This window comes from Polaromonas sp. P1_E3, from assembly GCF_056405935.1.
In genome coordinates this window covers 1-1,318 of the sequence record NZ_JBFUBD010000591.1, presented here as the reverse complement: position 1 = coordinate 1,318, position 1,318 = coordinate 1, and the positions used below count along the sequence as shown (strand labels likewise).

Genomic DNA, 1,318 nt, shown 5'->3' with positions numbered 1-1,318 from the left:
CCGTACTTCCGCAATCGCGCAAACCACATTTGATGAGATCGGTTGCGCGGGCAGGTTGATTCACGAAAAGAGGCAAGGCAAGGGAAATGCGTTGCGCCGTGCTTTTTCCGACGTGGAAGCAGACATTTATTTATTGGCTGATGCCGACCAGACTTATCCCGCGTCTCGCGCAGCCGACATGATCGCGCCTGTTGCGTCGGGCCAGGCCGACATGGTGGTGGGTGACAGGCATTCCGGCGGACATTACCAGGACCATAACAAGCGTCTCTTTCACGGATTTGGCAATGACCTTGTTAAAAACATGATCAATGTGTTTTTCCGCTCCACGCTGCAGGACATCATGAGCGGGTATCGGGCCTTCAGCAGGACGTTTGTGAAGACCTATCCTGTCATGGTTGCCGGCTTTCAGGTCGAAACTGATATGACCCTGCATGCGCTCGACAAGCGTTTTCGGATCATGGAAATTCCGGTGGAGTATGTGGACAGGCCGGCAGGCAGTTTCTCCAAGCTCAATACACTGGCTGATGGGGCCAAGGTTATTTTTGCGATTTTCCAGATACTGCGCTATTACAAGCCGTTCGCATTTTTCGGTTCGGTTTCCATGGTGCTTATGGTGCTTGGTTTTATTGCCGGCATCCCTGTGTTGGCTGACTGGTTCACATACCAATACATTTATCACGTGCCGCTGGCGGTGCTTGCAGCAGCGCTGGAAATTGTCGCAGTGATCTTTTTTTCTGTGGCGTTGATGCTCGACAGCATCGTGCATCAGCACCGGATGAGTTACGAGCTCATGCTCATATCCATGACCCAAAAGAGTTAATGTCCAAGATCGCATCGAAGCCGAATTCAGGGCGCCAGTTGATGACCTTTCTGGTGGTCGGCGGTTTCGGCTTTCTGGTCGATGCGGGTTTGTTTTTTATTTTCCTGCACATATTCGGCCTCGATATCCTGGTCTCGCGTGCGCTGGCTTTTCTTCCCGCAACGCTTGTTACCTGGTGGGCCAATCGCCTGTTTACTTTTCGCCCGTCAGCCGATGCTCCTGTATTCCTGATGCGGGAATACCTGAAGTATTTGCTGGTGCAGTCAGCAGGCATCGCGATCAATTTTCTGGTTTTTTACCTGATGGTTCTCTGGCTTCCCGTGGCGGCTACTCACACGCTGTTACCTCTGGCGGCTGGGTCCGTGATTGCCCTGCTTTTCAATTTTTCAGGTGCCCGATTCCTGGTTTTCAGGCATTGATTGAAGTAGCGAACCTGCGCATCCGGATGAGGTGATGGCCTGTTGCGCCGGCCTCTTCTTTGGAATGTCAGGGTAAACC

General features: G+C 52.4%; 2 protein-coding genes. Both read left to right on the top strand.

The window, feature by feature from the left end; translation table 11 throughout:
* Positions 1–820: glycosyltransferase (locus AC1D0Z_RS21980; RefSeq protein ID WP_477660272.1), on the top strand; the 820-nt coding region annotated here is incomplete at its 5' end.
* Positions 820–1,239, top strand: a complete 420-nt coding sequence (locus AC1D0Z_RS21975) for a GtrA family protein (protein ID WP_477660271.1) — start codon at positions 820–822, stop codon at positions 1,237–1,239. The genes AC1D0Z_RS21980 and AC1D0Z_RS21975, both read left to right, overlap by 1 nt.
* Positions 1,240–1,318: the final 79 nt, after the last annotated feature.

Coding starts and splice junctions, on each gene's coding strand:
- AC1D0Z_RS21975 (WP_477660271.1), top strand. CDS start 820: ATGTCCAAGATCGCATCGAAGCCGAATTCAGGGCGCCAGTTGATGACC.